The organism is Dietzia sp. E1 (assembly GCF_014145015.1).
GTDB lineage: Bacteria > Actinomycetota > Actinomycetes > Mycobacteriales > Mycobacteriaceae > Dietzia > Dietzia cinnamea_A.
The window spans coordinates 1-6,288 of sequence record NZ_JAALDU010000536.1 but is presented as its reverse complement, the minus strand read 5'-3'; the positions used below and the strand labels follow the sequence as shown (position 1 = coordinate 6,288).

The window sequence follows — 6,288 nt, the reverse complement described above, 5'->3', positions numbered from 1 at the left end:
CGGGCGCGGGCGCGGGAGCGGGCGCGGGAGCGGGCGCGGGCGCGGGAGCGGGTGCGGGAGCGGGTGCCTGTCGAACCGGCGCCTGTTGCACCGGGTACGTCGGGGCTTGCTGAACGGGATACGACGGGGACTGCTGCACCGGCGCGGGCTGCGGAGAGCGGGACTGCTGCGTGGGAGCCTGCGGCGCCGGAGCGGTTTCGACCTTGGGGGCCGACTCTCGGCGCTCGTCGGGCTCGTTCTCCTTCTTCACCTCACGGGTTGGCTGGACCGCCTTCGCTAGGCCGGCCTGTTGGGCCTGGGCAGAACGCTGCTGCGTAGCCGTCCGGGGCGAGGTCGACTGAGCGGCCTTCACGGAACGTGGAGTCGCGCTGGTCTTTTGGGCCACGTCCACGCCGGCCTGCGTGGTCGACGGTCGAGCTGCGGGCGCAGTCGCTTCCTCGATTCCCGACTGAGTCGCAGCCAGGGCTACCGATACGCCCCCAAACGCGATTAGGGCCGTTGTCGCCCCAACGAGGGCTCCTCGTAGAGCTGGGCCCGCTGTTGACCGTTGGTCGTTCTCTGTCACTTCGGCTCCTTGCTCCCCGGCGCGATATTGGTACCAATATTGGTAGGGTACCGCCAGCGATCCCGGCGTAGGGCTGCGACCCGCCGCGAGCGGCTGGCCGGCTGTCGGCATGGGCACACTCTATAACTCCACGATATATTCCGCTAGTGGAAGGCTTAAGGCCGTTCGTTGGACAGACTTGTCGGGCAAGACACGCCGACGAAGGGGAGCCGATGCCTCGCCGTGCGGGGCAAATCAGCCCCACCACCCTCCGGGCCGCCATGTCCCGTCGAGGGGTGAGCGCTGACGACATCGCCGCCCACCTGGATATCTCCCCCAACACCGTGCACAGCTGGTTGGACGGCACTCGCGCCCCATCCGCCCCCCTACTCGTTGGCCTGGCTCGAGCCTTGGGCCTGCGGCCAGCGGACCTCACCCTGGTCAGCGAGGACGAGGAGCGGCTGCACGATCTTCGGCTACACGCCGGCCTTCTCCAGCAGGAGGCGTGCGAGGCGGCGGGCCTGCGCCAGCCGCAGTTGTCGAAGATGGAACGGGGAGTGTCGGCGCCCCGCGAAGAGCTCTGCAACGCCCTGGCCGCGGCTTATGGTGTCCCTCCTGCCCGCGTCCTCGAGGCTTGGAATCGCACCCGAAACGACCGACGACGGCAGTCCGGGGCGAAGTTCGTCTAGTCCCACGCTATATTCGGACACGCCCGTGTGGCGGCAAATGCTCGACGCCGAACTACACGCGTGTTATTAATAAGGCCATGACGACCTTCGGCCGCCCGCGGACCCGCGATCACCGCACGCAGCTCAACGGCGAGATCGACAAGGCTCTAGTGGCCGACTTCAACGCAACCTGGCGCAGATCTGGCCGGAAGCGGTGGGAGGTGCTGCAAGACGTCGTCACTTACGGTCTCGCCGAGTACAAGCGGCGAGAGGCAGAGACGCCCAGTGCGCTCGACCTTCTCGGTCGCACTGGCTGATCATCACTGACTTTAAGAGATAGGAGGCGCACGGGACTCAACCAGCGTCGTTGACAACCGCATAGCGCACCCACACAAAAAGCGATCGCCCCCCGGGGCCGAATCCGAAGGGCGATCGCGAACGTGTGACCGGGACGAGTTAGCCGCTCGTAACCCCGGTTTTGGTGCCCACCCCGAAAGGCGGAACCAGCTTGCGTAGCTGTTCCGAGGGTAGCGCACACCCAAATGCCGTGTCCAGCATGCCGAAGCTGGGCGCGTCGCAGGGTGCGCCAACAGACCTCGATACCACCGAAGAACCCGACCTCGGCACCGTGATCCGTACGCGGATCGAAGGCGCCGAAAAAGAAAACCAGCTTCGCGGTCAGCGCGGACGTTCGTGGGCCCTCGACGGCCGACAGCCGGCCCTGGTGTGGCAATCCCGTACCAAGTGGCTTGCCGGCACCGCGGCAGAGCTTGCGTGCATTCGTGGCCGGCAGTTGTGCCGCAAGTGGCGCGTTTCCCCACGCACCGCCCTGCTCGTCGCCCGGGCCTGTGCTCGCCTCGCCGACGCGGATACCGGTCGCCGTGTCACCGCATCCAACGAGACCATCGGTCGTATTGCGGCCGAGCTGGCCGACCGTTCTCGACCGTTCTGCCACGATGTTGTCTCCAACGCCCGCGCCGTCCTAGCGGAGCTGGAGCTGGCTGTCGAGGTCGCGAGGGGCCGGTACCTCACCGCTGAGGAGCGGTTCCAGGCCGCCGTGCACCACGACGGCGTGCAGCTTCGAGCCGCATCCACGTGGGCTCTTACGACTCCCCGCAGGTGGTACCCAATTTCGTATCTACCCCGTAGGGGTCCTACGGGGAGTAAAACTCCCCGTAGGGAGTGTTCCCCCACACACGCGCGCAAGCGCGCGGCGGCGCCCTCCGGGCGCTCACACGGACCCAAAGAGCGAGAGCGACCTCGCCAGGCACACATCGTCACCGCCCAGCTCGTCGCCGCAGCAAAGAGCCTCGACAACGGCCGGCATCTGGGTTCCCTGGTTGACGTAGTGGCCGAGCTGGTCGACTGCAACCGCTGGACAGGCCGCGATCTAGTGGCAGTTCTCAACCAGGATGCGCGAGCAAACCCCCGCGACTGGCCCTCCACCATCCAGAACCCAGCCGGTTTCCTGCGACATCGCCTCTCCCGGCTTCGGGACGTCCTCGCCGGCCCTTCGCCTAGCGAGGTGGCCGACCAGCACCGACAGCGCGCCCTCGAAGAGCAGCGACGACGGGCCGAGGCTGCCGCCGCAGCCGAGGAACGCGCGGCTACTCCCGAGCAGGTGTCACGCCACATGGACGCCATCCGCTCGATCCTGCGACGCCGTCAACGAGGACCAGTCGCGGATAGCCGCTTTAACCTCGCACGATAGCCAGCAAAGTCGGCGCAAGAGTGAGCCCTGCACGGCAGCGTCGCCGGGTTCCTCGAGCCATGTACACCCCGACGGTGGCGTTCCGGAGTGGACTCAGCCGACCTCGCCGCCCGCGTGACGCGTCAGCATCAATGTAAGATCGGCTCCATGAGGTCACGACCGAGCATCAAGCAGACGTTCGCTGAGCGCCTGTCAATGCTCGTGTCCACCGCCCATCCCCCGGGACGAGGCCGCTTCACCCAGATGGAAATCGTCGCAGGAGTCAAAGAGCTCGGCGGGGATCTCAGCCAGCCCTACCTCTCGCAGCTCCTGCGCGGCACCCACGAGCCGTCCGAGCGAGTCGTACGAGATCTCGCCGCTTTTTTCGGTGTCTCACCCGAGTACTTCGTCGATGACGACGAGTACCGACGCACCAACGACTACATCGCTCTACTGCGCAAAGTCAGCGACAGCGAGGTTCTGGCGGTCTCGGCCCGGGCCGTCGACCTGCCTCCCGATGCCCTCGCCCGCATCCGAAACGCGGTCGAGGAAGAGCGCCGGCGAGCTGGACTGGACTAGCGTCCGCCTCCCCAATAACCGCAGCCCGCGCCGATCGCAGCGCCCAAGACCGTCTCCACCGGCGTGTGGTGACTAATCCGCACCCGCGCCCAGGCCAGCGGAGGAACAAGTCCCAGCCCGGCCCAGTAACGCGGGGAGACCTCCCGTGCGAGCACCGCCACCACACCCGCAAGCACCGCAGTATGGAACGACACCTTCACCCGCAGCGTCGCAGCGCCCGCCACGGCCAAGGTCACCAGCGCTCCCCGTGTCATCCGGCGCAGCTCCGCCGGCGCCGATCCTTGCCGCTGGGCGACCATCAGCGAGGCCACCGACACCGCAATACCGGCGATCACCAGCGGCCGATCCTCCCGCTTGGTGACGTGGTGATCACTCAACCCTCGATGGCGCACCCTCCAGGTGATCGCCGCCTGCGGCACCAGGCCCAGCCCCGCCGCCGTGGCGACTCCCCATCCCGGCGACCTCACAGCGCAACCCAGATGCGTTGCCCCAACCGCCAGCACCACCCACGGGGCGAGCACTTCGGTCAACGCCTTCTCGGGGCTCACGCCCATGCCTTGTCCTCTCGATAAGCGCGGCCAAGCCGCTCGGCGACCGCTGTCATCTCTCCGTCGCTGACGGTCTCCGGTGGGCGCGGGAACCCTGTCTCAGTGCCCGCAACCTGCTCGATCTGGTGCAGCCCGTCCAGCAGCTCGACCGCACGGTCAAAGACCCACGTGTCGAAGCCCAGGCGAACGTCCGACCTCCGACGGACCTCGGGCAGCACTTCGACCACTCGAGCATGGAGCTCGCGGAACTTCCTCCAGTGCCGCCACGCGACGAGGTCGGCCTCCGCGGTCGACCACACCAGACCCACGGTCAGCAGAAGCATCCCGACCACCGACAACAACTGGGTAATCAAGAAATCTCCGTCGGCGGGCGAGTCCGTCGCGGTCGTGGACTGCCACAGATACTGCACGCGTACGACACACCAGCCGGCTAGCAGGACCGATCCGCAGGCCATGATCGACAAGCCCCGGCCGGCGGCCGTTCGCAGGCGCGGAGGCCAGATCACGACCAGGAGACCGATGCTGGCCACGAGCCCACCTATGTAGGCGATGAGCATCGCCACCAGGAGCAACGGCTGCGTATGGGACCACTCCACATAGTCGACGCTTATCCGGCGCCCTCCCCCACCGGGCACGACATGCAACGCCACCATCGCCACTGCCGCGGCCCCGAACACAGCCCAGATCGCGCGCTCGACCTGCGGCCGGTACCGCGTTCGCTGAGCCAAGGCCATCAACAAGACGCCGACGGCGCACCCGAGGATCCCTAAGTGCTTGAGGACCGTCGGAATAGCGACCGTCGACGCACCCGGACCGCGCAGAAGCACCTCCACAGGCTCGGTGACGGCGAGCATCCCGACCAAAAGCGAGCCGGCGATGAGAATCGCCCCCCGAAGCGTGGGGCTGGGAGCGGCCGAGTACCGAAGCACACGGGTCCCCACATAGGCGCCGAGCACGACCTCGAGAACGATCAGAACCACCAACGTCGTCATCCGAAGGCCTCGTCCAACCGTGAAAGATGCCGGCCAGTCAGTCCTCGTCGAAGCCTGCGGGCGACCGTCGAGGCGAACTGCTCCGCGTCGTTCTCCCGTTGCGCCCACTGGCGAAACTCGGGGACAGCGCAGTTGACCTCATCGGTCACCGGCTGGCCGGTGACCAACGCAGTCAGCCGGTCCGGCGCTCCGGCGCCAGCCTCTTCGGTGTGGCCCAGGAGCACATGACCGATCTCGTGCAGCAAGGTGTGCAGTCGAAGGTCACCGGGAAGGTGCGGGTCCAAGGTAATCACGTGCCCTTGGGCAATCCGAGCCACCATGCCGTACCGGCCCTGGGGCTGCGCGACTTCCTCGACTTCGATTGGCGCACCACAGACCTCTACGGCGGCGGTCACCAGTTCCGCCTCGCTAGCGGTACCGGTGACGCCAGCCAACCGACTCATCAGCTCATCGACCGCGGCGTCTATCGGGGATCGGGTGGGGCGGAGCAACCGCGACAGACGAGGCACGCTCATTACCCTAACGAGATCAGCACTTTGATCGGGAGTCCAGGATGACCGCACCGTCAGTGACCCTCTACGGCCGAGCGGCCTGTCCTTCGTGCATGAGAACTAAGAGGCTGCTTGAGCAAGGCAGCGTCACGTTCCTCTACGTCGACGTAGACCAAGACCCCGCTGCACTAGACGGTCTGACCGAGCTGAAGTGGGTGACCGCTCTCCCAGTTGTGATCACGCCCGGACTGAAGTGGTGCGGTTACCGGCCTGAACACATCCGGACCGTCACAGCCTCAAAGAGCGTGCGGCTCTAGCGGCACAAGTGGAACGAGTGCCACTTGTGCCGCGTGTGTTCAAGTCGAGACGTTAGGGTTCAACGATGATCGTTCGCGGTTCTCTCATTCACCTGCACACCACCACAATCACGACCAAGCGCGGATCCACCCAACTAACGACCCTGCGGGTCGTGGACGATCACTCGCGCCCGCAGCACGGTGGCCAACCGGGGGCGCGCCACTCCCCCACTCGATATGAAGTTCAGTTCGTTGACTCGAAGCTGTTTCAGTGGTCCACGGCAATCCAGGCGAGGTTCACGGTCGGCGACGACCTGCTGGTCTACGCCGAGGACGCGATCCGGGTCCAGGGCGATAAAGACGGAGCGTCCACCCTGGTGGTCTACGGCATCGACGTTGGCCATGCGACACAGCCCTTTGCCCGCCGGGTGGAGTAGCTAGTTGGTGGGGGTCCCTTTCCCTGCTCCCGCCAGTCTTGGT

7 protein-coding genes are annotated in these 6,288 nt (G+C 66.4%); 4 read left to right on the top strand and 3 right to left on the bottom strand.

What is annotated here, in order from left to right; all coding sequences use genetic code 11:
• Positions 1-777 precede the first annotated feature (777 nt).
• The 3 genes from G6030_RS15210 (at position 778) to G6030_RS15200 (ending at position 3,481) form a co-directional block, all read left to right on the top strand.
• A complete protein-coding gene (locus tag G6030_RS15210) occupies positions 778-1,233 on the top strand; it encodes a helix-turn-helix transcriptional regulator (RefSeq protein ID WP_131886288.1) in 456 nt (151 codons plus the stop codon).
• A gap of 77 nt (positions 1,234-1,310) precedes the next feature.
• Positions 1,311-1,529 carry a hypothetical protein gene (locus G6030_RS15205; RefSeq protein WP_182643692.1) on the top strand — a complete coding sequence of 73 codons (219 nt, stop codon included), beginning with the start codon at positions 1,311-1,313 and terminating at the stop codon, positions 1,527-1,529.
• A gap of 1,541 nt (positions 1,530-3,070) precedes the next feature.
• Positions 3,071-3,481, top strand: coding sequence for a helix-turn-helix transcriptional regulator (locus G6030_RS15200; protein WP_182643691.1), 411 nt, complete (start codon positions 3,071-3,073; stop codon positions 3,479-3,481).
• Here the strand turns inward: G6030_RS15200 and G6030_RS15195 are convergent.
• From G6030_RS15195 to G6030_RS15185, 3 genes are read right to left on the bottom strand one after another with little or no spacing between them, the layout of a single operon-like run.
• Positions 3,478-4,029: a hypothetical protein gene (locus G6030_RS15195; protein WP_259825393.1), complete on the bottom strand. Its 552-nt coding sequence runs from the start codon at positions 4,027-4,029 to the stop codon at positions 3,478-3,480. The genes G6030_RS15200 and G6030_RS15195 overlap by 4 nt on opposite strands.
• The gene (locus G6030_RS15190; RefSeq protein WP_182643689.1) at positions 4,026-5,021 is read right to left on the bottom strand and encodes a hypothetical protein; all 996 of its coding nucleotides are present in this window, start codon (positions 5,019-5,021) and stop codon (positions 4,026-4,028) included. The genes G6030_RS15195 and G6030_RS15190 overlap by 4 nt, the downstream gene beginning before the upstream one ends.
• On the bottom strand, positions 5,018-5,536 hold the full coding sequence (locus G6030_RS15185) for a hypothetical protein (protein WP_206680924.1): 519 nt from the start codon (positions 5,534-5,536) through the stop codon (positions 5,018-5,020). The genes G6030_RS15190 and G6030_RS15185 overlap by 4 nt, the downstream gene beginning before the upstream one ends.
• 358 nt (positions 5,537-5,894) lie before the next feature.
• On the opposite strand from G6030_RS15185, the gene G6030_RS15175 reads away from it, so the two are divergent.
• On the top strand, positions 5,895-6,245 hold the full coding sequence (locus tag G6030_RS15175) for a hypothetical protein (protein WP_063972546.1): 351 nt from the start codon (positions 5,895-5,897) through the stop codon (positions 6,243-6,245).
• Positions 6,246-6,288: the final 43 nt, after the last annotated feature.